The 22,398-nt window shown below is 69.7% G+C and carries 24 protein-coding genes and 2 pseudogenes; 17 read left to right on the forward strand and 9 right to left on the reverse strand.

Going from position 1 to position 22,398, the window contains the following annotated elements; all coding sequences use genetic code 11:
* Positions 1–101: 101 nt before the first annotated feature.
* The 4 genes from ACQPXG_RS21110 to ACQPXG_RS21125 all read left to right on the forward strand — a co-directional run bounded on the left by ACQPXG_RS21110 (position 102) and on the right by ACQPXG_RS21125 (position 1,797).
* A complete protein-coding gene (locus ACQPXG_RS21110) occupies positions 102–680 on the forward strand; it encodes a dihydrofolate reductase family protein (protein ID WP_433469412.1) in 579 nt (192 codons plus the stop codon).
* Positions 677–1,087 carry a nitroreductase/quinone reductase family protein gene (locus ACQPXG_RS21115; protein ID WP_433469413.1) on the forward strand — a complete coding sequence of 137 codons (411 nt, stop codon included), beginning with the start codon at positions 677–679 and terminating at the stop codon, positions 1,085–1,087. Before ACQPXG_RS21110 ends, ACQPXG_RS21115 begins: the two co-directional genes overlap by 4 nt.
* 149 nt (positions 1,088–1,236) lie before the next feature.
* Positions 1,237–1,596: a Scr1 family TA system antitoxin-like transcriptional regulator gene (locus ACQPXG_RS21120; protein WP_433469414.1), complete on the forward strand. Its 360-nt coding sequence runs from the start codon at positions 1,237–1,239 to the stop codon at positions 1,594–1,596.
* An 18-nt stretch (positions 1,597–1,614) separates the two neighbouring features.
* Entirely contained in the window at positions 1,615–1,797 is a 183-nt protein-coding gene (locus ACQPXG_RS21125; protein WP_433469415.1) for a DUF397 domain-containing protein, read from the forward strand.
* A gap of 75 nt (positions 1,798–1,872) precedes the next feature.
* On the opposite strand, the pseudogene ACQPXG_RS21130 reads toward ACQPXG_RS21125, so the two are convergent.
* Both ACQPXG_RS21130 and ACQPXG_RS21135 read right to left on the reverse strand, forming a co-directional pair.
* Positions 1,873–2,284, reverse strand: a pseudogene (locus ACQPXG_RS21130) (SAM-dependent methyltransferase); the annotation flags it as partial.
* Entirely contained in the window at positions 2,196–2,612 is a 417-nt protein-coding gene (locus ACQPXG_RS21135) for an SAM-dependent methyltransferase (protein WP_433469416.1), read from the reverse strand. The gene ACQPXG_RS21135 and the pseudogene ACQPXG_RS21130, both read right to left, overlap by 89 nt.
* 505 nt (positions 2,613–3,117) lie before the next feature.
* Between ACQPXG_RS21135 and ACQPXG_RS21140 the strand changes: the two genes are divergently transcribed.
* Positions 3,118–3,690, forward strand: a complete 573-nt coding sequence (locus ACQPXG_RS21140; protein ID WP_433469417.1) for a hypothetical protein — start codon at positions 3,118–3,120, stop codon at positions 3,688–3,690.
* Positions 3,691–4,477: 787 nt separating this feature from the next.
* Positions 4,478–4,696: a hypothetical protein gene (locus ACQPXG_RS21145; RefSeq protein WP_433469418.1), complete on the forward strand. Its 219-nt coding sequence runs from the start codon at positions 4,478–4,480 to the stop codon at positions 4,694–4,696.
* Between the two features lie 575 nt (positions 4,697–5,271).
* Here ACQPXG_RS21145 and ACQPXG_RS21150 read toward each other — a convergent pair.
* Positions 5,272–5,379 (reverse strand): annotated as a pseudogene (locus ACQPXG_RS21150) (IS5/IS1182 family transposase); the annotation flags it as partial.
* A 199-nt stretch (positions 5,380–5,578) separates the two neighbouring features.
* On the opposite strand from ACQPXG_RS21150, the gene ACQPXG_RS21155 reads away from it, so the two are divergent.
* The gene (locus tag ACQPXG_RS21155) at positions 5,579–7,021 is read left to right on the forward strand and encodes an FG-GAP repeat protein (RefSeq protein ID WP_433469419.1); all 1,443 of its coding nucleotides are present in this window, start codon (positions 5,579–5,581) and stop codon (positions 7,019–7,021) included.
* A gap of 93 nt (positions 7,022–7,114) precedes the next feature.
* Here the strand turns inward: ACQPXG_RS21155 and ACQPXG_RS21160 are convergent, their stop codons facing one another.
* From ACQPXG_RS21160 to ACQPXG_RS21170, 3 genes are all read right to left on the reverse strand, one after another.
* Positions 7,115–7,666, reverse strand: coding sequence for a hypothetical protein (locus ACQPXG_RS21160; protein WP_433469420.1), 552 nt, complete (start codon positions 7,664–7,666; stop codon positions 7,115–7,117).
* A 170-nt stretch (positions 7,667–7,836) separates the two neighbouring features.
* A complete protein-coding gene (locus tag ACQPXG_RS21165) occupies positions 7,837–8,193 on the reverse strand; it encodes a hypothetical protein (RefSeq protein ID WP_433469421.1) in 357 nt (118 codons plus the stop codon).
* Between the two features lie 273 nt (positions 8,194–8,466).
* Positions 8,467–9,405 (reverse strand): LysR family transcriptional regulator, encoded by a 939-nt coding sequence (locus tag ACQPXG_RS21170; protein WP_433469422.1) that lies wholly within the window; start codon positions 9,403–9,405, stop codon positions 8,467–8,469.
* A 113-nt stretch (positions 9,406–9,518) separates the two neighbouring features.
* Here ACQPXG_RS21170 and ACQPXG_RS21175 point away from each other — a divergent pair, with 113 nt between their 5' ends.
* Positions 9,519–10,436: an NAD(P)H-binding protein gene (locus tag ACQPXG_RS21175; RefSeq protein WP_433469423.1), complete on the forward strand. Its 918-nt coding sequence runs from the start codon at positions 9,519–9,521 to the stop codon at positions 10,434–10,436.
* A 26-nt stretch (positions 10,437–10,462) separates the two neighbouring features.
* On the opposite strand, the gene ACQPXG_RS21180 is transcribed toward ACQPXG_RS21175, so the two are convergent.
* On the reverse strand, positions 10,463–13,120 hold the full coding sequence (locus ACQPXG_RS21180) for an ATP-binding protein (protein WP_433469424.1): 2,658 nt from the start codon (positions 13,118–13,120) through the stop codon (positions 10,463–10,465).
* A gap of 106 nt (positions 13,121–13,226) precedes the next feature.
* On the opposite strand from ACQPXG_RS21180, the gene ACQPXG_RS21185 reads away from it, so the two are divergent.
* From ACQPXG_RS21185 to ACQPXG_RS21195, 3 genes are all read left to right on the forward strand, one after another.
* Positions 13,227–13,775, forward strand: a complete 549-nt coding sequence (locus ACQPXG_RS21185) for a cysteine dioxygenase (protein WP_433469425.1) — start codon at positions 13,227–13,229, stop codon at positions 13,773–13,775.
* Positions 13,776–13,822: 47 nt separating this feature from the next.
* The gene (locus ACQPXG_RS21190; protein WP_433469426.1) at positions 13,823–14,248 is read left to right on the forward strand and encodes a VOC family protein; all 426 of its coding nucleotides are present in this window, start codon (positions 13,823–13,825) and stop codon (positions 14,246–14,248) included.
* Positions 14,249–14,330: 82 nt separating this feature from the next.
* The gene (locus ACQPXG_RS21195) at positions 14,331–14,831 is read left to right on the forward strand and encodes a pyridoxamine 5'-phosphate oxidase family protein (protein WP_433469427.1); all 501 of its coding nucleotides are present in this window, start codon (positions 14,331–14,333) and stop codon (positions 14,829–14,831) included.
* A gap of 97 nt (positions 14,832–14,928) precedes the next feature.
* Here the strand turns inward: ACQPXG_RS21195 and ACQPXG_RS21200 are convergent, their stop codons facing one another.
* The gene (locus ACQPXG_RS21200; RefSeq protein WP_433469428.1) at positions 14,929–15,339 is read right to left on the reverse strand and encodes a hypothetical protein; all 411 of its coding nucleotides are present in this window, start codon (positions 15,337–15,339) and stop codon (positions 14,929–14,931) included.
* A 427-nt stretch (positions 15,340–15,766) separates the two neighbouring features.
* Here ACQPXG_RS21200 and ACQPXG_RS21205 point away from each other — a divergent pair, with 427 nt between their 5' ends.
* Together ACQPXG_RS21205 and ACQPXG_RS21210 are read left to right on the forward strand one after the other, a co-directional pair.
* Positions 15,767–16,903, forward strand: a complete 1,137-nt coding sequence (locus ACQPXG_RS21205; protein ID WP_433469429.1) for a sugar ABC transporter permease — start codon at positions 15,767–15,769, stop codon at positions 16,901–16,903.
* Between the two features lie 235 nt (positions 16,904–17,138).
* Positions 17,139–17,261 (forward strand): hypothetical protein, encoded by a 123-nt coding sequence (locus ACQPXG_RS21210; RefSeq protein ID WP_433469430.1) that lies wholly within the window; start codon positions 17,139–17,141, stop codon positions 17,259–17,261.
* A 241-nt stretch (positions 17,262–17,502) separates the two neighbouring features.
* Here ACQPXG_RS21210 and ACQPXG_RS21215 read toward each other — a convergent pair whose 3' ends face one another.
* The gene (locus tag ACQPXG_RS21215; protein ID WP_433469431.1) at positions 17,503–19,152 is read right to left on the reverse strand and encodes a glycoside hydrolase family 13 protein; all 1,650 of its coding nucleotides are present in this window, start codon (positions 19,150–19,152) and stop codon (positions 17,503–17,505) included.
* A gap of 141 nt (positions 19,153–19,293) precedes the next feature.
* Between ACQPXG_RS21215 and yhfZ the strand changes: the two genes are divergently transcribed.
* From yhfZ to ACQPXG_RS21235, 4 genes are read left to right on the forward strand one after another with little or no spacing between them, the layout of a single operon-like run.
* Positions 19,294–20,223 carry a GntR family transcriptional regulator YhfZ gene (gene yhfZ / locus ACQPXG_RS21220; RefSeq protein WP_433469432.1) on the forward strand — a complete coding sequence of 310 codons (930 nt, stop codon included), beginning with the start codon at positions 19,294–19,296 and terminating at the stop codon, positions 20,221–20,223.
* An 11-nt stretch (positions 20,224–20,234) separates the two neighbouring features.
* A complete protein-coding gene (locus ACQPXG_RS21225) occupies positions 20,235–20,612 on the forward strand; it encodes a hypothetical protein (RefSeq protein ID WP_433469433.1) in 378 nt (125 codons plus the stop codon).
* Positions 20,609–20,968: a DUF2620 family protein gene (locus tag ACQPXG_RS21230; RefSeq protein WP_433469434.1), complete on the forward strand. Its 360-nt coding sequence runs from the start codon at positions 20,609–20,611 to the stop codon at positions 20,966–20,968. Before ACQPXG_RS21225 ends, ACQPXG_RS21230 begins: the two co-directional genes overlap by 4 nt.
* A 35-nt stretch (positions 20,969–21,003) precedes the next feature.
* Entirely contained in the window at positions 21,004–22,398 is a 1,395-nt protein-coding gene (locus ACQPXG_RS21235) for a YhfT family protein (protein WP_433469435.1), read from the forward strand.

Genomic DNA, 22,398 nt, shown 5'->3' on the forward strand with positions numbered 1-22,398 from the left:
CCGAGCTCAGGGCCCGCTGAAGTCTGTCCGGTGGGCTGTCGATTTCTCCGGCGGCCGTTCGTCGGTGGGGTGACCTACCAACGAACGCCAGGAGGCGTGACATGCGCAAGCTCATCGCAGCGATGAAGATCTCCGTCGACGGCAAGACGGAAGGCCCGGAGGGGTACGCGGACTGGGTGGCGGCGTGGTCCGACGACTACGACCTGACCGCCCAGGTGGACGCGTGCCTGCTCGGCGCGGGGATGTACCCAGGCTACGAGTCGTACTGGACCGCGATCCAGAACGAGCCCGAGGGGGACCACTGGATCACTGGCCGGCCGCCCACGCCGGGTGAGCTTGAGTGGGCGCGCTTCGCCGCGCGGACCCCGCACTACGTGCTGTCGAGCACCATGAAGTCGGCGCAGTGGCCGAACACCTCGTTTCTGCGCGGCCTCGACGAGATCGCCGCGCTCAAGGAACACCCCGGCAAGGACATCTACCTGATGGGCGGCGCTCAGATCACCGCCGGCCTGATCGACGCCGGGCTGGTGGACGAACTCCGCCTCATCGTCTACCCGCTCATCGCCGGGAAGGGAAAGGCCCTCTTCTCGGGGACGGAGCAGCGGCACGGACTGGAGCTCCTGAAGGTCGAGCAGTTGCCGGACGGCCTGGTGAGCCTCGTCTACGGTTCAGCCGGGTGAACGACCTCGACGCCAGGGTCATCGAGGAGTTCCGGGCGAACGGGGGATACGTCGGCGGCTCGCTGTCGGGCACGCCGATGCTCCTCCTGCACCACATCGGGGCCCGGTCGGGGATCGAGCGGGTCACGCCACTGGCCTGCTCGCGCCGGCCGGACGGCGGCATCGCCGTCATCGCCTCGAACGGGGGCTCGCCCACCCATCCGGCCTGGTATCACAACCTCAAGGCCCATCCCCGGGTCACCATCGAAATGGGCACTGAGGCCTTCGTCGCGGAGGCCGCCGAACTCGACGACGCCGCCCGCGCCGACTTCTGGCCCGAGTTGGTCGCGGAAGCGCCTACGGCCGGCATGTACCAAGCCAGGACCGCGCGCCGGATTCCGGTGTTCATCCTGAACCGGGTGCCGTGAGAACACTGCGGTGCTGATCGGGCCGTACCGCGCTCGGCGCGGTACGGCCCGATCGTCGGACTGAAGCCAGTGGGCACACCGTTGTCTGCGAGCGAGGGAACTGGGCTCCCTCGCCTGGTGGTGACAAGTGGCAGGAAGGCCTCCTGGCCGTGGACGATCCGATCCGCGTATGGGCCATAGTGTCCGAGTCCGCGCTCCGCAGCGTCGTCGGCAGCAACCTGGTGATGGCCGAGCAACTCAACCACCTTCAGAAGGTCTCGCAGCTCCCGCACGTACAACTGCAGGTACATCCCTTCTCTGCGGGAGCCGCCCCCGCCCGCGGCCTCTTCGCCATCCTCAGGTTCCTTGAACAGGCGGACCCCGAGGCCGTCTATGCCGAGCAGGTGATCTGTGGGTTGAAGACGACCCACAGGTGGCGGAGTTCCTGGCCGGATGGGAGAGGCTCATCGCGTCGGCGCTCCCGGCACCGGATACCCTCACCGCCATCGCCGCGAGAGCGGCTTTTCTAAAGGCGAGGGACAGGCACCGTGACAAACCTTCCGATCCGTTGGCGTAAGAGCAGCTACAGCGACGCCCAAGGACAGTGCGTCGAGGTCGCTGCGGCGCCCGGGATCGTGGCAGCCCGAGACTCTAAAGACCCCGACGGGCCACTCCTGACGGTCCAACCGGACGCGTGGGTCGCGCTGCCGGCTCGCCTCAAGACCCTGTGATCTTCGCGATCCCGCCGAACATCGGTACCACCAGGTCCTGGCCGGCGCCTGGCGTGGGCCACTCCTGAAGGGAACGACTCCCGGCGGCTCCAGGAGCAGTCGGCCGAACATTCCCGTGATCTCTTCTCGTGTTCGTAGATGCATTGGGGACCGGAACCTTGTGGACGCCTCGTCGGCCAGCTGGCGCGTGCGCTCGTCGAACCATGTGCTCGACGCGGACGTCACCACCAGGTAGCTGCCTGGTGCCAGTTCGTCGACGTAACGGCGGATCAGCCCGGCCGGGTCGTCCTCGTCGGCGACAGTGCACGACGGCGACCATGAGCAGCGCCACGGGCTGGCGGAGGTCGAGCAGCTGCCGCGTCTCTGGTGCGCTCATCGCCGCGGAGAGGTCCCGGATGTCAGCGTGCACGTACCCGGTGCGGTCCTGCTCCCCAAGAAGCGCCTTCGCGTGCGTGAGGGTGCTGGGGTCGCGGTCCACGTACACCACACGCGCTTGTCCCGTTCCCGGCCCGCTGCGCGACCTCGTGAACGTTCGCCGGCGTCGGCAGCCCGGACCCCAGGTCGGGGAACCGCCGCACTCCCTGGTCGCACAGGTACTCGACGGCTCGGATCAGGAACCGGCGGTTCTCCATGGCCGAGCGCCGCGCTTCTGGAGTTTGGGGAAGGACGTGCTCAGCGGTCTGCCGGTCGATCGCGTAGTTGTCGGTGCCGCCGAGGAGGTAGCCGTACACGCGGGCGGGGGACGGGCGGGTGACATCTATGTCACGGTCGGGAGGCACGCGCCTGATGCTGCCACGGTCCTTACCGACAGGCACAGGGCGTGACTCGACGTGGCCGGACGCGGCCGATGTGGACTTTGCTGTAAGCCCGGAAAAGCCTCGGCCCGCTGCGCCAATTCGGTGTCCGGGGTCGAGGCTTTTGTTGCCTGTCAGGCCGTAACCGCCAGATCGGCGGGCCCGATGCCACCAGGGCTAGGCCCTGTTTGGAGTTGAGATCATCAGGCTTTTCTGCGTGGCATGTGCGCCGATAGGTCCAGTTATCATGGCGCATGGCGATGTGAGAAATGGGCGTCGATCGGACCGCGTCTTCCAGCGGGAGAGCGGGATCTGATTTCGAATCTGCGGCGGCAGTTCAATCGGGGTCGGCCACGACCCAGGCCTCCTGCACGCCGCAAGCCGGGGAACCGCGAGGTAAGCCAAATATGGCTGGCAAAGGTGATCGATCGGTGTGAGGGTTGCGATCATGCACCCAGCCCAGCAGCCCAGTCCCGGATCCCTCCAAGTCATCGCGGAGTTCCAACGTGTCTACCTTCTGTCGCCCATGGCGCCGAAGACCACTGCCCCATACGACAACTCCGCAGCGCAGGGTGTCTACATTCAGAACCCCTGGCCAATCAACACCACACATATCGGCCCAGCCAAATCCTCGACTCAAAAACTCCACGAACTACACTCAGGCCCCACAACCGGCACCGACTACCTCACCTGGGGCCTGGCCCGCCTGAACGGGACCTATTTCTACGGCCAGTGCGACGCCTTCGCGAGCGTGGTCACCAGCCTCGTAGTCGCCCAAGGCAGCCACTTCCCTGCCGGGTCTCTTGCCGAGATCTGCACAGTCGTCAAGACCTCGGTCAGCGGGCACACCTTTGTGCTCGTCAACCGTGACCAGAACGGCAGCCTCGCAGACTCTGGGAGCTGGGGTACCGACGCCGTCATCATCGACCCCTGGTACGCACTCCAGATGGGATGCCCCGCAGCCTTCTCCCCTCTGGACGTCCACGGCGCCGGTTTCATCGCCTGGGCCCTTCAGCTCAAGGGCTTCAAGGCCACCGCGGCCGGAGCTTTCACGGTCGGGATCTATCCGAGCGTCAAGCTCCCCCAGAAGTACCGCTAGTCCCAGGTGAAGTCCGCGTGGTGCCGACGGTGGACCCTGTCCTCTGTGAAGGCGGGTCACCCATGCTCGGCGTGGGTAGTGACGTCGAGCAGCCCTGGACGATCACACGCGCCCGAAGAAAATCTCGCCAAACGGCACCGCGGAGGAGTTCGCCCAACTCGAAGCCGGCGAACCGAGAGATCGCAGAGCGCAGGACCGCTACCGCCGTGCCGCCGAGACCCCGGGCCGGCGCGGGGACAGATCCCCACTGCAATCCAGCTCAGGCCTGGCGGCGCGGCACTCGCTCAAACTGCTGCCCCTCAATCCGATCCAGATCATCGGCGGTGACCCGTGCAGACTTCACCTTCCACGCCTCGCCTTCGAGGATCACCCAGGCGATGTATGCGCCCCACGAGTCGTCTGGGATCCCGCTCCCATGCGATCAGGTGAGCGGGGCCGCCGGCGGCCGCGGAGCCGACGAACGGCGGGACGGTGGGCATGCGACTGTATTCATTCTGTCGATGCACCCTTTCCTACGTGCCCGGCTCGGAGGGACCGTAGTCTGCGGCGTGCCATGACCGGCACGTCCTCGGCAGGGCCGGCTCCTCCCCGCAACACGCGCCAGACGGTTACGAGACTTCAACCGTTCCTGCGCAGCCCGACAGCACCTGGACCCTGGGTTGCGTGGCCGGTTGGCCAGGCACTGCAAATCACGAGACGTCCGCGCATCGGCGCGCGGCAACACAACCCACACACCGCCCCGGCGTACCAGGTACAGGGGCCACGCAACGCAAAGGAGTCCGGCATTATGCGTCTTATTTCTGACTGTCTCATGGGCTTGATCTGCAACATCATCGGTGCCACCGTTCTTTCTGGTGGCGTCTGCGGTCTCGTCCCCGGTGGGGAGCGAGTCTTCGGCAGCGTCGAAGGCATGCCCCCGCCACTTGCTCTCTTCCTGATCGGCTTAGGCCTGACAGCGATCAGCATCGGCGCCGGCATGATCATGACCTCGCTCAGAGAGAACTAACGAACTGCCACACGAGGACCGGCCAGACGGCTGGCCTTTCAAAAACCTGGTCCCCACGGCGAAGCCGCGGGGACCTTGTTTCGGAGTGAGGCGTGAAGTCCTGATCACGGCATCGGGGGAGTGGGGCCTGCACTGCCTGGCGTGCTCCGACAAGGCGCAGGACTACGTGCCCCGCTGCGTCGTCCGGCCTGAGGGGTGGCCCGCCCCTCGTCCTCCGCGAAGCACCCCCGAGCACGCTCATCGAAGCCCGCACTCCGGCCACCACCGAGACGTACGGAGCCCACGGTAAAACACCCGCCTGAACTCGTCGACCAAGTCGCCGCCCGTATTCGCGGCATCGTCCGCATCCACCCCGGCCCCAATGCCGCCGCCGCCCTCACCGCTGGCCAGCCCATCATCCCGCCCGGCCGGGAAGCCGAGACATCGCAGTCTGCGCCAACAAGTCTGGTGCAACGACAACGACCAAAGGCCCCTGGATGGAAGTTGGCAAGTATTCGGTGACCTTCTGCACGTCCAAATACCCCAAACTGGTCGACCGCACATATGCCATCAAAACGTACTGACCTGTTCCGGCTTCATCTGGTCAGATAGTGAAGGGTGAGGATGGCCTGCACGAGGCTCGTGATTCGGGTGGGTGAGCAGCGGAGCTTGCGGAGAAGCCGCCAGGACTTGAGGGCGGCGACGGTGTGGGTGCCGAAAATATCGTCCACGCAGGTCAGAGCTTATGCAGCCGGTGCTCATGCATCAGGTGCGCTGGTAGTGGTTGATCAGCTCCGAACGGCCACGTTTGCCGCGGGAAGATCACGGTAATCCGTTCAAGGTCATCGGGCGTCTCCTTCATAGAAGCGACCTTTACCGGCAATCCCCGCAGGAGAGGCGTTCATGACCAGACGTCGAAGGATCGTGGGAGTGGTGGCGGCGGCCGTGCTCGTCGCGCCCGTGCCGATCGGGACCGCCGAGGCGGCCGAGAACTGCGAGTTGCGGGCGGCGGTGGGCGACCCCGCCGCGACCGTCGACGGGCAGGCCGGGGCCGGCGTGGTCCAGGTGTGGTGCGGCGACCGGTGGCTGCCGGTGCGGCAGGGCTCGGCGGGGCTCGGTGATTCGCCCGAGGCCGGTGACCGGTTCGGCGCGTCGGTCTCGGTGGCCGACATCGATCGGAACGGCGCCGCGGACCTGATCATCGGCGCGCCCGGCGAGGACGAGGGCGCCGGCGCGGTACATGTGGTCTTCGGTCCGGGGCGGGAGGGGCAGCCCGCGCCGATCACCCTGCGGCAGGGCGCCGGTGGGGTGCCCGACAGGTCCGAGGCGGGCGACGGATACGGATCGGCCGTGGCCGGGATGAGCGGCACCGTGCTCGTCGGCGCGCCGGGCGAGGACCTGGGCGACGCCGAGGCCAAGGCCGACGCGGGCGCCGTCCATGTCGTGTCGGTCGGCGGTGGCCGGGTCGGCGGGGTCACGGAGCTGACCCAGGACCGGCAGGACTTCGACGGCACCGTGGAGGCCGGCGACCGGTTCGGCGCGTCGCTGGCGGCGGGCTCGTTCGACAAGCCCACCGCGGTGATCGGGGTGCCGGGCGAGGACGTCGCCGACAAGAAGGACGCCGGGATGGTCCATATCGTCGAGGACCCGGTCGTGGCGATCGAGGAGATGGGGATCGGCCAGGACTCCGCCGGAGTGAGCGGCGCGGCCGAGCCCGGCGACCGGTTCGGCGCGAGCGTCACGGCGGCCTGGGATCCCGCCCTGCCGGTTCGCGTCGCCGCCGGGGCGCCCGGCGAGGACATCGGCGACGCGTCGGACGCCGGGATGGTGACCGTCCTCGGCTATGACGGCCGGCAGGCCACCGAGGTCCTGGCCGTGCACCAGGACACGCCCGGGGTGCCGGGGGCCGGCGAGGACGGCGACGGATTCGGTGCGAGCGTGGCCGCCGGAGTCATCGAGTCGGCGTCGCTGCCGGGCCCGGAGGTGTCGGTGGCGATCGGCGCGCCCGGCGAGGACCTGGGCGACCTGGCCGACGCGGGCCGGGTGCACGGGGTGCAGGTCGGGTCCGTCCCGCGGGTGGACGGGTCCGTCAGCCAGGAGACCGACGGTCTGGGCGGGGAGCCGCGGGCGGGCGCTCGCTTCGGCGCGGCGCTGGCGTTCGGGCCCGGTGCGGCGCGAGTCGTGGTCGGCGCCCCCGGGCACGCCGGCCAGGGCGCCGCCCACGCGATCCCCTGGCGGGCGCTGTTCGGCACGACCGCGGTAGCGGACAACTGGTTCGCCGGCCGAGACGGCGTACCGGACGGGTCCGCGTTCGGATCGAGCGTCGCCTCGGACCCCACCGGGTAGCCCCGGGGCGGTTGCCGCGCGTCACCTGGGTGAACCTGACGCTCTGCGCTTGCAGGGGCCGATCGTGCTGCCGACTCCGATGTAGGCCCACCTCTAAGGCACTGCGGCGAGGGCCTTTCCCAACAGTGGCACCTCGGCGCTCGCGTACAGCGCAAACTTTGCATCTACGCCATTCAAAGGTTCGAGTCTGCCCTCGACGATCCGGTTGCGATCCCGGACACGAACCGTTACCCAGCCAAGAACAGGATTGCTCTCGTACAGGCAGTCGGCGGGCACCTTCGGGCATTTGAGGAAGCTGCCGTTGCCGTTGTTCAGCTTCTCGTGGTGTAGTCTCGCCAGCTTTTCACCGCTGATCATCCCGTCGGCCCGAAATACAACGAGCGCCACTTGAAATTTGCCCCAGCTAATCTCCTGCGGTGTCGTTGGCTTGGCTGTAGTGGTGTCCACCTTCCAGCCGCAATCCTGCCCCTTGAGTATTCCCGGGTCGTCTTGGGCACCGGAGCCGAGCAACTCGAGAGCCACTGACTTCATTGGAGGGCACGGGTCGGTCTCGCTGACGTAATGATCATCAGCGGTGGCCCGGTCCACAATCCCACACCCGGAAAGGGCAAATGCAGCACCGACGCCGACGGCGAGCATGTTCATGGGACGCAACCATCCTCCAGAGGATCAGGATTTCCAGCGTGATGCCGATTGAACAGTTCTTGCGTATTGCCCTCGGCTTGCGGTCCTTCTTCCGCTTGTAAGGGGTAAGCAGTTACCAGGCCGAATGCCCGGCCCGCACATCAGAGATGCAGGGCCGGGCGCTCCGTCGGTCAGGCTGTGATGGTTACGCAGGGCAGGCCGACACTCCGGCCGTCCAGCCACCCCTCACCGCAGAGCCGCGTACCCGCGGGGAAGCGGCGCTGCGGGTAGACGTAGTCGCGGTAGGTGGTGAACGCGCCGACCGTCTCCCGTTTGGTGTTGGCGCTCCAGCCATTGGTAGTCCAGACTCGGCCGGTGACGGTGCCGCCGAGACTGCTCGACCAGACGTTCAACTCGACGCGGCCCAGGTAGGTACCGGTGTCGTAGGTCTCGATGCAGACCCAATTGTTGCACCATTCGCCCGCGGCGTGTGCCGGAGCACTGGCCACGACGGAGGCGCCGGCCACTGCGGCTGCCGTGGCCAGCATGACGCTGAGTCTCTTGACCGCGCTCTTTCCGATTGGCACGGAGGTCCCTTCTTTGGATGCCGTCTCCGTGGACCAGTCCAACAGGCGCCGGCTTCATCGCGGCTTCACGACGGCTTCACCACTGCTTCACGCGTCCGGATCAACGAGTGCGGGGACGGATATTTGGCGGCGATGACGACCTGGAGCGCTGTGCGGTTGCAGGTAGCGTCCGGCCGATCAGCAGGCCTTGAACGACCGCCTTTCCCGCTGGTTCGGCAAGCCCCGTGCCGGGGGTTATATCTCCCGGGGTGGACGGAGTACCCGGCGTACGGCGCCGCGCAGCCACTGGTGGGCTCCGTCGGCGGTGTGGCGCGGGTGCCAGGCCATGCCGATCGTCAGTGGGGGCAGCGGCAGCGGGATTTCCAGCAGGCGCAGTCCCAGCTTGTGCGCCGTGGCGCTGAGTGGTGAAGGGGGCTCGCCCGGCAGCGCCGTCGGCACCAGGCAGACCACGTCGCCGACCGCGGCCAGCGCCATCGCCGCCAGATGTCCGGGCAGGACGGCGCCGACCCGCCGGCAGAGCCCTTGCTCGGCCAAGGCCGCGTCCAGCGGGCCGGTGAAGCGACCCCGGCGGCTGACCGCCACGTGCTCGGCCGCGGCCAGCCTGGCAGGCGTCAGGGGTCCTTCGGCGAGCGGGTGCTCGGCCCTGACACCGACCGCCATGCGCAGCGTGACCAGTTCTTCGACCCGGGTCTCGGGGTCGACGTGGTCGATGGCCCCGATCTCCAGATCGATCCGGCCTTCGCGCAGCGCGGGGCCCGCCTCCCACTCCTCGGCCAGCACCCGCAGCGAGACGCCCGGTGCCCGCCGCCGGGCGAGGTCGAGCAGACCCGGCGCCAGCGCCGCGCCGGCCAGGTCCGAGGCCTGCACGGTGAAGGTGCGCCGCAGTGCGGCGGGGTCGATCTCGCCGCTCGGGGTGAGCAGGGCCTCCAGCCGGCGCACCACCGCGGCGGCCTCGTCCCGCAGCGCCTCGGCGCGGGGTGTGGGCACCATCGCCTGGCCCGCCCGGACCAGGAGCGGATCCTGGAGCACCCGGCGCAGCCGGGCCAGGGTGCGGCTCATCGCCGCGGGGGAGGTGCGCAGCCGCGCGGCGGCACGGGTGACGCTCTGCTCGGTCAGCAGGGCGTCGAGGGCGACGGCGAGGTTGGCATCGAGGTTCGGGGCTGGGCTCGTCACCGGCGTTATTCCGTTTCAGGCAATGATTGGATGCTGAAGTTCCCATTGTGGCAATGCGGTTCAGGTCTGCACGATGAGGGGGCTCAACGATCCGACACAGACCGTGAGGTTTCATGATCGTCATTACCGCCCCCACCGGGAACATCGGTCGGAGGCTGCTGTCGCTGCTGGTCGAGGCCGCGCCTGAACGTGGAGAGGAGCTGCGCGTCGTGGTCCGCGATCCCGCCCGGCTCCCCGAGGCCGTGCGCGGACGGATCGAGGTGGTCACCGGCTCACACGGTGACGCCGCGACCGCCGAACGCGCCTTCACCGGCGCCGACGCCGTTTTCTGGCTGGTGCCGCCGGACGCCTCGGTCACGCCCGACGAGGCGTACAGCGGCTTCACCCGCCCGGCCGCGCGGGCGTTCGCCGCCCACGGCGTCGGCCATGTCGTCGGCGTCTCGGCGCTCGGCCGCGGCACCCCGCAGGCCGCCCACGCCGGGCTGGTCACCGCCTCCCTGGCCATGGACGACCTGATCGCCGACTCCGGCGTCGCCTACCGCGCGCTGGCCTGCCCGTCCTTCTACGAGAACCTGCTGGAGGAGGCCGACTCGATCCGCGAGAACGGCGTCTTGTCCGACACCGTCGCCGCGGACCGTCCGGCCCCGCTGGTGGCCGTCGCCGACATCGCCGCTACGGCGGCCGCGCTGCTGCTGGACCGCTCCTGGACCGGCGTCGGCAATGTTCCAGTGCTCGGCCCGCAGGACCTGTCGCCCAACGACCTGGCTCGCATCATGACCGAGGAGCTGGGCCGTCCGGTCCGCTACCGGCGCCAGCCGCTCGACGAGCTGCGGTCCACCATGCTCGGCTACGGTCTCAACGAGGCGTTCGTCGAGGGCATGGTCGACATGAAGCGCGCCAAGGACCAGGGCCTGGACTCGGTCGTCGACCGCTCGCCGCAGGCGGGCCCGGCCACCGGATTCGCGCAGTGGTGCGCGCAGACTCTCAAGCCCGCCGTCCTCGCGACGCCGGAGGCAGTCGATGCCTACTGACCGAACCGAGCCGCCGGTCACCGCGTTCATGCATCGAGTTGGGCTCGCAAAGTTTCCGTGTGGGCACTTTCGGCTTGGGCGTCCAAGCGTTCCCACGCTTCGATGGAGCGGGCCAGCTCGGAAGGGTCTTCGTGGAGGCGTCCGCGCGCTCGGGCGAGGCAGGCGGCCGTCCAGGCGTTCTCCTCGGCGAGCGGGGATGCGGCGGCCAGCCGGTCCGCGGCGTCGGGCAGGCCCGCCGCCACGGCCAGTTCCGCGCCCGCCGCCCGGGCGTACGCCAGGTACGGGTCCAGCGGCTCGTTGACGGCGAAGGCCTGGCGTACGAGGGGGTCGGCGGCGTCGTACCGGCCGTCGTGGAGGGCGAGGCGGGCGTCGACGAACGCCGCGACCGCGGCCGTGCCGAGCGTGCCGCCGGCCACCTCCGCGGCGCGGGACCGCCACAGCGCGACGTCGTCCTCGACCATTGCGCACGCCAGCACCGTTGTGCAGACGGCCGGGAGCATCCACAGCGGGGCCGGCCGTCCGGCGCGTTCCCACTGGTCCCACATCCGCTCGGCGTAGCCGATCGCGTCGCGGAAGCGGCCGGTCAGCACGAGCGGCTGGACCAGGCGGCTGGCCGTGATGTGGGTGTCGCTCAGCAGGTCGTCCTCGATGCCCGCCCGCGCCGCGGCCATCCCGCCGGGCAGGTCGCCGGCCATGATCGCGTAGACGCAGGCGCGGCCGTAGGTGTTGCAGATCTCCGGCGCGCAGTACGGGTCGTCGCGGTCCATGGACGGCAGCAGCCGCAGGCGTTCGCGGGTGATGCGGTTGGCCTCGCGCAGCCGTCCGGCGTGCAGTGCCGCGGTCCCCGCCGCGCACAGCCCGGAACTGATCAGGACCGGGTCCGCGGTCGCCCGGGTGGCGGCGACGGCGGCCGAGGCGAGTTCGATGTCCGGCGCGCCTTTGGCCGGGCCCGCCAGCCACGCGCGGGCCACGGTCACGCACGCCGCCACCTCCGGGTCGTCGCCGGACCCGGCCCTGCCCGCGTCGTCGAGGAGGCCGCGCAGGCGCTCGTGCGGTATGCCGGTCTCGAACGCCTCGGGGTACCGGCACGCCGTCTCGACCGCGCGGGCCAGGTCGATCGCCCGGCCGCGGTCGTCGCCGGACCGCTGCGCCTGTTCGGCCGCCTCCAGCAGCAGGTCGTACACGTGCTGGTTGGACGTCGTGCTGACGTGCGCGCACCCGGCTCCGGCGCGCAGATCGCGTGCCGCCGAGGCGGCGTCCGGCGCGACCGCGGCGGCGGTCCGGTGGTGCGCGAAGGACTCCAGCAGGTGCCGGCGGGCGAAGGTCAGGTGCGCCAGCGCGCTCGCCAGCCGATGCGTCACCTCGCCCGGACCGCCGGATGCGGCCAGCGCGGCCCGCAGGTCGGCGGCCATGGCGTCGAAGTCCTCCCGCCACGCGGGATCACCGAGCCTGCCCTCCGCCGTGGACGCCGCGTCGGCGGCCCAGCGAAGGTGGCGCGCCCTGGTCTTGTCCTCCTCGCCTGCGGCCGACATCTCGGCCAGCGCGAACGCTCGTACGGTCTCCAGCAGGCGCCATCGGCTGACCCGGCCGCGCACGTGCACCACAAGGCTCTTGTCCACCAGCCGGCCGAGCAGGTCCGCGACGCTCGCCCGGTCCCCGCCGACGGCGGCCGCCGCGTCCAGATCGAAGGCCCCGACGAACACCCCGAGCCGGCGGAACAGCGCCTGCTCCTCCTCGCCGAGGAGATCGTAGCTCCACGACAGCACCGCTCGCAGGGACCGGTGCCGCTCGTCGCCGCCGCGCCCGCCAGACAGCAGCCGCAGCGCGTCCTCCAGGGCGGCGAGCAGTCCTGTGGCGCCCAGCGACGCGCCCCGCGCCGCGGCCAGCTCGATCGCCAGGGGCATGCCGTCCAGCCGCGCGCACAGGTCTGCGACCACCGCGGGCTCCGCCACGAACTCCGGGTCGGCGGTCAGCGCCCGGTCGTGGAACAGCCGCTCGGCGTCCGAGCCAAGCGGCAGCGGCGCGATCGGCACGCTGCGTTCGCCCGGGAGGCCGAGCCGCTCCCGGCTGGTCACCAGTACGCGGGTGCCCGGGCAGGCGGCCAGGATCCGCTCGGCGAACTCGGCCGCCTCGTCGATCACGTGCTCGCAGTTGTCCAGTACGAGCAGCGACCGCCCAGTACCCAGGCGTGCTGCGACCGCCTCATCCAGAGGCTGATGCGAGCCCTCAGTGACGCCGAGCGTGGTCGCGACCGCGCGGGCCACGAACCCGTCGCGTACCGGCACCAGGTCCACGAACCCGCCGCCGGACGGGAACGACGCGACGGCGCTCTCGGCGGCCACCGCGGCCAGCCGGGTCTTGCCGACGCCGCCCGGACCCAGCAGCGTCACCAGGCGGGCCTCCTCCAGCGCGGCCATTACGGCGGCGCGCTCGGAGTCGCGGCCCACGAACGTCGTGCTGGACGCCGGAAGGCCGACGACAAGACCCGGCTCCCGTTCCCCGGAGCGGGCCAGCTCCGCCAGCGCCCACCGGTCGGCCATGCCGTATTTGCGCAGCAGCGACGACACGTGGCTCTCCACCGTGCGCACGGATATGTGCAGCCGATGGGCGATCTGCGCGTTGGACAGCCGCGCGCCAAGCGCGGCCAGCACCTCGGCCTCCCGCTCCGATACTCGCTCCGCCACCGGGTCCCCTTTCCGTGGTGGCATCCGTGGTGCTCTGCGGTCGGCACGGATGACCGCGGGTCCCCCCGGGGCGGACGCTGGAAGCACATCCGAAAAAGGAGACACCATGAACACCCTAGCCGTGCGCCCCGCCGCAGAACTGGACGAACTGATCACCGCAGTACGCGGAGCCGTCGCCCGCGACGCCGGCTGGCGCGACACCGCGTCCTACGTGGCCGAGGCGTTGCACGAGCACCTGCCGCCGGCCGAACTGCTCACCGCGGATCAACTCGCCGGCGAGCGCGGCACCTCCAGCGGCCACCGCCTGCACGTGGAGCCGGACGGCTCGTTCTCGATGGTGGCCATCGTCTGGCGGCCCGGCGCGGTGACCCGCGTCCACGACCACGTGACCTGGTGCGTGTTCGGCGTCCTGGCCGGTGTGGAGTATGAGGACCTGTACGTGCTCTCCGAGGACGGCACCAGCCTGACCGAGATCGGCAGCAACGCGAACCGGACCGGCGAGGTCAGCGGCTTCGCCCCGCCCGGCGACATTCACCGGGTCCGCAACATCGGCGACGACACCGCCATCTCCCTGCACATCTACGGAACCGACCTGCGCCGCGTCGGCTCCAGCGTCCGCCGCTTCTACGATCTCCCGACCGAAGCCACCAAATGAGCACGCCGAACACCGAAAGAGCGAGGGCCGGCATGACGATTCAGCGGATGGACAATATCGGCATCATCGTCGACGACCTTGAGGCCGTCATCGCGTTCTTTGTCGAACTGGGCCTGGAGTTGGAGGGCAGGGCCCTGGTCGAGGGGCGTTGGGCGGCGCGTCTTGTCGGGCTCGACGACCAACGCGTCGACATCGCGATGATGCGGACCCCGGACGGCCACGGGCGGATCGAGCTGGCGAAGTACCACATACCGAAGGCGATCGGCGGCGTCCCGGAGGACGCCCCGGTGAACACTCTGGGCATTCGCCGCATCATGTTCACGGTCGACGACATCGACGACGCCATCGCCCGCCTGCTCGCCCACGGCGCCGAACTCGTCGGCGAGGTGGTGCAGTACGAGGACAGCTACCGGCTCTGCTATGTCCGCGGCCCCGAGGGCATCGTCGTCGCACTGGCCGAGGAGCTCGGCTGACCGCCGGTCGCCGCCGACCTGCGACCAGTGACCTGCCAGAACGATCCACCGTATGGGCCGAGAACGACAACAGGAGGCAACCGTGCGACCGAACGAGATCACCGAGGTTCTGAACCGGCCGACCAGTCAGGAACTACTGGCTCGCGACCTGACCCGCCTGGCCTATGTCGCCAAGGACGGCACACCCCGCAACGTCCCGATCGCGTTCGCCTGGAACGGCTCGGAGATCGTCATGTGCACGGCGAAGAACGCGCCGAAGCTTCGGTCGTTGGGCGAGAACCCGATGGTCGCCCTGACGATCGACACCGAGGTGCACCCGCCCAAGATCTTGCTCATCCGGGGCCGGGCCGAGTTGGACTACGTCGATGGCATCCCGGACGAGTATCTCCAGGCGACCAGCACCTACGAGATGACTCCCGAGCAACGGGTCGAGTGGGAGGCGGAGGTGCGTTCGCTCTACCAAGACGGCATGGTCCGGATTGTCGTGACCCCGACCTGGGCGAAGCTGATCGACTTCGAGACGACTCTGCCGAGCCCGGTCGAGGAGCTGATCCGGCAGCGAGCAGAACGCCAGCGCCCCTGAGAAGGGGAGTGGCGAGTTTGAGCACAGGGGCGTGATGCAGGTGGCCGCCGATGCGGCCGGGTCTGTGGCGGGTGGGGGATCAGAGCCGGGGCGGCGGTCATCGGGACAGGAGGATGCCGATCACGATCACGAGTGCCAGCGCCAGGGGAAGAAGCGCGAAGATCGCGAGTTGGAGCAGGCAGCCCCGCTGCTTCACAGTGCCGGGAGTTCCGATGGTGCCTGCGAGGTACAGGGCCGCCGGGCCGCGGTACTCCAGCTCAGATGGCTGCTCAGGGGTGAGAACCGTGGCGGCGACGCCGATCTGGCCGCCTCCCTGCGACACGGCGACGTGCACTGGCTTGTCCGCCGGGATCTCGAAGGCCACTCTGCCCCAAGGCTGGTGGTAGTGGGCGCCGTCGATACCGACGGTGACGCCGGCCTTGGCCACCACCCCGCGGCGCGTGTGGAGCTGCAGGACCCGCGTGGGGCCGTCGTGGTCGCCGGAGTATGGGATGGGCGTCTCGGTCATGCCCGCCATCCCTACCACGGGGCCCTACCGCCGAACCACCCCGCGCGCGCCGTCCGGCCCGGCAGGCCCGATGATTCCGGTGGGCCCGGCGGTTCCGGCGGTGGGCCTGTCGGGGTTGGGCCTCCCTGCGGGCAGGAGGTGGAATCGAGAGCAGATTGTGATGCAGCGGGATACGCCGTGGGGGAAAATTTGTTCACCCCCGTCGCGGCATCTGGTGCGAAGCCTGCTCCAAGTACGGGTCGGCGTGCGTAGATCGGAGCTTGTGCCTGTGAACCCTGGATCCGGTCCGCCGGTCAACTCTCAGGCGGATCGCCTCAGGCCACCGGGAGGAGGGCGCCCGCGGCGTGGGAAACGTCTCGCCGAGCGCGATCTGGGCGCGGTGCCCGCACTGGCCGGCCTGGTGGTCTTCGCTGCTCTTTTCTCGTTCTTGCGGCCCTCGTTCTTGTCGGCCGGCAACTTCGCCAACCTGATCACCCAGGGTGCGGCGGTCACGATCATCGCCATGGGGCTGATCTTCGTCCTGATTCTGGGCGAGATCGACCTGTCGGTCGGCTACACCGCCGGGCTGGGCGGCGCCGTCATGGCCGTCCTGCTCCACAACGGCGAGCTGCCCTGGTATCTCGCGGTGCCCGCGGCGTTGGCAACCGGACTGGTCGTCGGCCTGTGCCTGGGCCTGATCGTCGCCAGGACGGCCATCCCTTCCTTCATCGTCACCCTGGCGGTCCTGCTGGGGCTCCAGGGGGTGGTCCTGGTCCTCATAGGCAACGCCGGCTTGAGGGTTTCCGACGAGACGGTGCTGGCGATCACCAACAGCACGATCTCACCTCGGACGGGCTGGCTGGTCTGGGGCGCGTGCGTGCTGGCGTACGGGATGATCGAGGTGCGACGCAAGCGCAAGGGCACGCACCACAGACGGTCCGGTGAATCGACGATGTGGGCGATCTGGCGCGTCGTCGCGGTGACAGGGTTGTCGGCGGCCTGCGTGTTCGTGCTGAACCTGGAACGCAGCGCCAACCCCGCAGTGGTCTCCCACAAGGGAGTCCCGATCGTGGTGCCAGGCATCGCGCTGCTGCTCCTGTGGTGGACGTTCGTGTTGCGCCGTACCGTCTACGGCCGCCGCCTCTACGCGGTCGGCCGCGATCCGCAGAAGGCACGCCAGACCGGCATCGACCTGGTCCGGGTGCGCGTCTCGGCGTTCGTCATCTGCTCCACGATGGCCACGATCGGCGGAATCGTCGCGACCTCGCGTACGAACTCGGTCGACGCGGAGACGGGTGGGGTCAACGTCCTGCTCTACGCGGTCGCCGCCGCGGTCATCGGCGGCACCAGCCTGTTCGGCGGAAAGGGCCGGATGATGGACGCCGTCCTCGGCGGTGCCGTCGTCGCCGTGATCGACAACGGTATGGAGCTGATGGGCTACAGCGTCGGGGTCAAATACATCGTCACCGGTGCCCTCCTGCTTGCCGTGGCTGGAATCGGTGTGCTGTCCCAGGCCGCGTCCCGCGACGGCAAACCGAACCATGGCGAGCCGTCCCCCCGAACCCGTTCCGCCGGACCCGCGTGACAAGCCAGGTCACGGGGCCCGACGGTCGTTGCGGCTCAGGACGTTGCGCAAGCCCTGTCTGACAACACCCCTGAGCCGCGCACGGTCTCCTCTGAGACGTCCTGCAGCGTCCCGCGCGGGACCTGAACGAGGGAGATGATCAACGCTGAGCGATCTGCGACGTGTGGGCGGAGACCTGGAGGACTTGGGGCGCCATCTGCCGAACCTGCGCCACCTGCGGAACTTGAGACGCGACGTGCGTGGCCTGAGCAAGGAAGAACGGGAGGCCCTCAGGGACGCCTTGCGCGGCTTGGACCCGCGCGATCTGAAAGACCTGGGACGCGAGCTGGAGGACTTGGGACGCGAACTGGACCGGTGACCGGTAGCAGTCTCCACCAGATGCCCTGACCGGAGCGTCGGACGGCGGCCTCGGGTCCACCGCCACTGGCCGTTCCGGTGCGGGCGGACGTCGAGGCCGCCGGTTCGCCCGCACGGGGAGCCTGATCATCCGGGAGGGGGAAGCGCGGCCGGAGCGGCGGTCACAGGCAAGTGCATGGCCCCCGCGGCCGACGCACCGGTGCTCCACGGCGGCTACACACTGATCGACAAGAAATGATCATCTAGATCGGCGGGTGACCGCCGTCGGGCGCAAGGCTCCACCAGGCGGCCGTGTCGGGCGGGAGGACCGCGTTCTGGCTTTCCGTACGGATCGGCTGGCTGCTCAGCAGGAGGGGGCCGCGGGCCGGGATCTGGATGCTCTGGTCGCCGGTGTTCACCGCGCACAGCATTCGAGGGCCGCCGGAATGACCGCTGCGCTGGAACACCAGACAACCGGGCGGCCCGTCCAGCCAGCGCAGCTCACCGTCGCCCAATGCGGGGTGGTCGCGCCGGATCCGGAGGGCCTGGCGGTAGAGGTTCAGCATCGAAGATTCGTCGTCCTGCTGCACCTTCACGGTGAGCGACTTCCATTCGGACGGCGACGGCAGCCACCCGCCGCCCGATCCGAACCCGAACGGGGGCTCGTTGCCGGACCACGGCAGTGGAACCCGGCAACCGTCCCGGCCGCCCTTGAGGCTCTCGAGCTGCGGGTCGGTCAGCAGCTCGGCCGGGATGTCGAGCACCTCGGGGAGGCCGAGCTCCTCTCCCTGATACACGTACGCCGAGCCGGGCAACGCCAGGGTGAGCAGCGCCGCCGCTCGGGCCCGCCGCCATCCGAGGTCGCCGTCGCCATAGCGGGTGACATGCCGCTGGACATCGTGGTTGGACAGCACCCAGGTGGTGGGTGCGCCGACGGAGCCGGTCGAGGCCAGGGACTTCTCGATCACCGAGCGCAGTGCACCGGCGTCCCAGTCGGTCCTCATGTAGTCGAAGTTGAACACCTGGTGCAACTCGTCCAGCCGTACGTAGTTGGCGAGCCGGTCGAGTGAGGGTGCCCACGCCTCCGCGACCCCGATCCGCTCTCCCGGGTAGGAGTCGAGCAGCCGTCGCCAGCCTCGATGGATATCGTGCACTCCATCCTGGTCGAAGTACGGCACCTTGCCCCGTCCCAGCAGCCGCGACTGCGGCGCGTCACCGACGTCGGGTAGCCCGGCCGCCTTGACCATGCCGTGTGCCACATCGATGCGGAATCCGTCGGCCCCCAGGTCCAGCCAGAATCGCAGGACATCGTCGAACTCGGCGCGCACATCTGGGTGCTCCCAGTTCAGGTCGGGCTGCTGCGGAGCGAACAGGTGCAGGTACCACTGTCCGTCGGGCAGCCGGGTCCAGGCGGGACCGCCGAAGACCGACTCCCAGTCGTTGGGCGGCAACTCGCCGGCGGCTCCCCGCCCCGGCCGGAAGACGTAGCGCTCCCGTGCCGGACCGGAGATGCCGGCGGCCAGTGCCTCCTGGAACCAGACATGCTGGTCAGAGGTGTGGTTGGGCACGATGTCGACGATGACTCGCAGCTTCAGGTCGTGCGCGTCCCTGATCAGGCCGGCGGCGTCGGCGAGCGTGCCGAACGTCGGATCCACCGAGCGGTAGTCCGTGACGTCGTAGCCGCCGTCGACCATCGGCGAATCGTAGAACGGTGTGATCCACAATGCGTCCACGCCGAGCGCGGCCAGATAAGGAAGCCGGCTGCGGATCCCGTCCAGGTCGCCGATGCCGTCCCCGTCGGCGTCGGCGAAGCTGCGTATATAGATCTGGTAGATGACCGCGTCACGCCACCAGCGTGTGTCGCCTGCTTGAGTGCCTGCGGACTCCGCAGGGCGGCATCTCGAAAGATCCATACGAGCGACCGTCTGGAGATCCACTTGATACGCAATTGAGGTGACCACGAGGCTCCACCGGGACCTGGCCGAGATGGGGTCCGCCGGCCAGATCGGTCGGCCTCTTGTTCTTGTACAGGATCCTGGTTATTGTTCCGAGCCATGTTGGACGCACGGTTCCTGACGCGGAACGGGTTGGCGGCTCGTCGGCTGGCGGCGGAGTTGCTCAACCAGCAGCCGGATTCGCGGTTGCCGAGGATCCGCGACTACGCGCAGCGGCTCGGGGTCGGCAACGGCACGGTGCAGGCGGCCTTGCAGCTGCTGGAGAACACCGGCGCCGTACGGACGGAGGCGCGCGGGCACCTCGGCACCTACCTCCGGGAGCTCGACCGGGCCGGGCTGTGGCAGCTGGCCGGGCTCGGGACGATGCTCGCCGCGATGCCGCTGCCGTACTCGCGCCGGTACGAGGGGCTGGCGACGGGCCTGCGGGCGGCGTTCGAGGACGCCGAGATCCCGTTCGCGCTGACGTTCATGCGCGGGGCGCAGGCGCGGCTCGACGCGCTCATGGACGGGAAGGTCGATCTGATCGCGGTGTCCCGGCTGGCGTTCGAGGAGTTCGGCGAGGGGTTCCCCATCGCCAGGCTCGCCGACCTCGGTCCGCGGACGTACGTCGGCGCGCACGGGGTGCTGCTCCGGGCGGGGGTGTCGCTGGACGATCCGGAGCTGGCCGTGGCGGTCGACACCAGTTCCGCCGACCAGCAGGAGCTCACCCGGCTGGTCTTCTCCGGGCGGTCCGTCCGGTACGTCGAGACCTCGTACATGCAGCTGGGCGAACTGTTCCGCCGGGGCGAGGTGGACGCCTCGGTGTGGAACCTGGACGAGGTCCACCAGCACATCGGCGAGGACTGCACGACCATCCCGTTCGACGAGGTGACCTCCGCGGACCTCGCGGACCGCAACTCCAGCGCGGTCCTGGCCGTCCGCGCCGACGACTCCCCGGCGCTGGACGCGGTCCGCGGCCGCATCTCGGCCGATCTCGTGACCCGCACGCAGCAGGCCGTCCTGACCGGCGACCGGCTGCCCTCGTACTGAAGGAGACCACCATGGATCGGCTGCTGGCGGAGCGGCTCGACATCTTCGAACGGACCGGTCAGGCCGCGCCGGACATCTGCCGGTTCGTACGGGACGAGCTCGGGGCGCTCGACACGGCGGGCGGCCACGTCACCGAGGACAGCGCGGGGACGCTGGTCAGCCATCTGCTGCTGGCCCTGCAGCGCGCCCGTGACGGCGCGGCGCTGACCGAGTTCCCGGCGGACGAGACCGTCCGGGCGGAACTGGCCGGCCACCCGGACGCGGTGGAACGCGCGAGGGCGCTGGCCGCACGGGCCCGGTCCGCGCTGGGCGCCGGCCTGCCCGAGCAGGAAGTGCGCTTCCTCGCCCTGCATCTGGCCCTGTTCGGACAACGGGAGGCGACGCGATGACGAAGATCCTGGTGGGCGGTGTCGGCAAGGCCGACGTGGCGAGGCGGCTGGAGGAGATCGGCGGCTTCGAGGTCGTCGTGACCAACGACATGGACGCCGCCACGCGGCTGATGGCCGGCCAGGCCGACTACTACATCGGAACGTGCCACACCGGGGCCGGGGGCTCCCTGGGTGTGCTCGTCGGGCTGCTCGGCGCCGCCCGATGCTTCACCTTCGGCCGAGGTCAGGCCGCTTCGGCCGACGCCGAGGCCGCGCTCGCCGAGGGCAAGGTCGCCTTCGGCTTCTCCGTCGACCAGGCCGACCAGGTCGTCCCGGTCCTGGCCGGCGCCATCAACGAACGGCGGCGGAACGGGTGATCGGCCCGTCCTGAAAATTCCCCTCGGAGGCAGCCATGCCCTACGCCCTCTCCTATGCCGCTGCGGCGGACAAACTCGACTTCTCCGTGCCGCAGGCCCTCACCGTCGTCGCCGTCTGCGCGCTCACCGCGCTGATCTCGAACATGGCGCTCGCCGTCTTCAACGACGGCGTCCGTCCCTTCCTGCTGGACTTCATCCGAGGCAACACCAACCGCGGCGAGATGACCGCTGTGTCGTTCGGCCTGTCGGCCGGGTTCGTGTTCGGGCTCGGCGCCCCCATGGCGCTGTCGACCGGGGTGCTGAACCCCTGGCTGCTGTTCCTGCCGACCGACATCCTCGGCATCTTCGCGCCGCGGCGCTGGGCGGCCCCCATCCTCGGCGGGGCCTGGGGTGCGCTCGTCGCCTTCGGGCTGTCCGGGGCGAACAACGCGGCACATGACCTGCCGGTGGACTTCCTCACCGCGATGCAGGAGATGGCGACGCCGATCCTGTTCATGTTCCTGCTGTTTCCGGTGATCGCGATCGCGACCCAGTTCGGGCGGGTGCACGGGCTCGTCTCCTTCGCCGTGGAGGTCGCCTTCGTGGTCCTTTCCATGAAGGTGTGGCCCGACCAGTTCCCAGGTGCGCTGGCGATGGCCGCGGGCGTGCTGATGCTGCTCGGGTTCGCCCTGGCCAAGGACGTCCGGGAGCGGCGCACGGTCGGCGCCGCGGCCGCCGCGGAGCGTGCGGACGCGCCCGGGGCCGCGACGATCCCGCCCCAGACCTCGGTGGACGAGAAGCCCGCCGCGGACCCGGTCGCGTCGTTGTTCGGCGCGAACGCGGAACGGCTCCGCCGCCACCTGCCGTGGTTCGCGTTGCTCGGCGCCGCCCTCGCCGCGATGGTGAACCTGCACATCTTCGGCGGCGGCGAGGCGACGAGCTTCCTGGTGGCCAAGGGCGACTACGGGGAGGCCGCGCAGGTCGACTTCTACCGGGCGTTCGGTTTCCTGCCGCTCATCGCGACGACCGCGCTGGCCAGCGGCGCGTACCAGATCGTCGGTTTCACCTTCATCTATCCGCTGGCCTACCTGGCGCCCAACGTGGTGGTGGCCGCCCTGGGCGGCGCCGTGCTGCTCACGGTGGAGATCCTGGCACTGTCCTACATCGGCAAAGGCCTGGCGATGCTCCCGTCGATCCGGGACGCCTCGGACCATCTGCGCGACGCGATCGGCAAGACCCTGGAGATCGCGATCCTCTTCGGCGCGATCGCCGCCGCCGCGAAGATGGGCGGCGGGCTCGGCATCGCCCTCGTCGGCGGACTCTACCTGCTGAACGAGTCGCTCGGACGGCCGGTCGTCCGGCTCGCGGCGGGCCCGGCCGCGGTCGTCGTCGCCGGGATCGCGCTGAACGTTCTGCACTGGCTGGATCTGTTCACTCCGCTGAAGGGATGA

Origin of the sequence: Spirillospora sp. CA-128828, from assembly GCF_050945415.1 — a bacterium.
Classification (GTDB): domain Bacteria; phylum Actinomycetota; class Actinomycetes; order Streptosporangiales; family Streptosporangiaceae; genus Spirillospora.

Excerpts from the sequence above, each read along its gene's own strand:
- ACQPXG_RS21110 (WP_433469412.1), top strand. The coding sequence starts at position 102 with ATGCGCAAGCTCATCGCAGCGATGAAGATCTCCGTCGACGGCAAGACG.
- ACQPXG_RS21140 (WP_433469417.1), top strand. The coding sequence starts at position 3,118 with ATGGCGCCGAAGACCACTGCCCCATACGACAACTCCGCAGCGCAGGGT.
- ACQPXG_RS21145 (WP_433469418.1), top strand. The coding sequence starts at position 4,478 with ATGCGTCTTATTTCTGACTGTCTCATGGGCTTGATCTGCAACATCATC.
- ACQPXG_RS21155 (WP_433469419.1), top strand. The coding sequence starts at position 5,579 with ATGACCAGACGTCGAAGGATCGTGGGAGTGGTGGCGGCGGCCGTGCTC.
- ACQPXG_RS21160 (WP_433469420.1), bottom strand. The coding sequence starts at position 7,666 with ATGAACATGCTCGCCGTCGGCGTCGGTGCTGCATTTGCCCTTTCCGGG.
- ACQPXG_RS21165 (WP_433469421.1), bottom strand. The coding sequence starts at position 8,193 with ATGCTGGCCACGGCAGCCGCAGTGGCCGGCGCCTCCGTCGTGGCCAGT.
- ACQPXG_RS21175 (WP_433469423.1), top strand. The coding sequence starts at position 9,519 with ATGATCGTCATTACCGCCCCCACCGGGAACATCGGTCGGAGGCTGCTG.
- ACQPXG_RS21185 (WP_433469425.1), top strand. The coding sequence starts at position 13,227 with ATGAACACCCTAGCCGTGCGCCCCGCCGCAGAACTGGACGAACTGATC.
- ACQPXG_RS21190 (WP_433469426.1), top strand. The coding sequence starts at position 13,823 with ATGGACAATATCGGCATCATCGTCGACGACCTTGAGGCCGTCATCGCG.
- ACQPXG_RS21200 (WP_433469428.1), bottom strand. The coding sequence starts at position 15,339 with ATGACCGAGACGCCCATCCCATACTCCGGCGACCACGACGGCCCCACG.
- ACQPXG_RS21215 (WP_433469431.1), bottom strand. The coding sequence starts at position 19,152 with ATGGATCTTTCGAGATGCCGCCCTGCGGAGTCCGCAGGCACTCAAGCA.
- yhfZ (WP_433469432.1), top strand. The coding sequence starts at position 19,294 with ATGTTGGACGCACGGTTCCTGACGCGGAACGGGTTGGCGGCTCGTCGG.
- ACQPXG_RS21225 (WP_433469433.1), top strand. The coding sequence starts at position 20,235 with ATGGATCGGCTGCTGGCGGAGCGGCTCGACATCTTCGAACGGACCGGT.
- ACQPXG_RS21230 (WP_433469434.1), top strand. The coding sequence starts at position 20,609 with ATGACGAAGATCCTGGTGGGCGGTGTCGGCAAGGCCGACGTGGCGAGG.
- ACQPXG_RS21235 (WP_433469435.1), top strand. The coding sequence starts at position 21,004 with ATGCCCTACGCCCTCTCCTATGCCGCTGCGGCGGACAAACTCGACTTC.